1 protein-coding gene is annotated in these 290 nt (G+C 69.3%); it reads right to left on the bottom strand.

Annotated features, from left to right (window positions below; all coding sequences use genetic code 11):
* Positions 1-290: FtsX-like permease family protein (locus G3I42_RS24615; RefSeq protein WP_164289389.1), on the bottom strand; the 290-nt coding region annotated here is incomplete at both ends.

Here is a 290-nt window from a genome sequence, read left to right as displayed (position 1 = left end):
AGCCCGGTGGCGAGACCGATGCCCAGCGCGAAGCCGATGACGGACGCGATCACACCGACCACGGCCGCTTCGAGCAGCACCGAGCGCTTGACCTGGCGGCGCGAGGCGCCGACGGCACGCAGCAGCGCCAGCTCCTTGGTGCGCTGGGCGACCAGCATGGTGAAGGTGTTGGCGATCAGGAAGATGCCGACGAACAGGGCGATGCCCGCGAAGCCGAGCAGCAGCCTGTTGAGGCTGCTCAGGCTGCGCTCGGTCTGCTCGGCCTCCTCGTTCGCGACCACCTTGCCGGT

The organism is Streptomyces sp. SID11385 (assembly GCF_010548245.1).
Lineage (GTDB): Bacteria > Actinomycetota > Actinomycetes > Streptomycetales > Streptomycetaceae > Streptomyces.
This window is presented reverse-complemented; position numbering and strand designations above follow the sequence as displayed.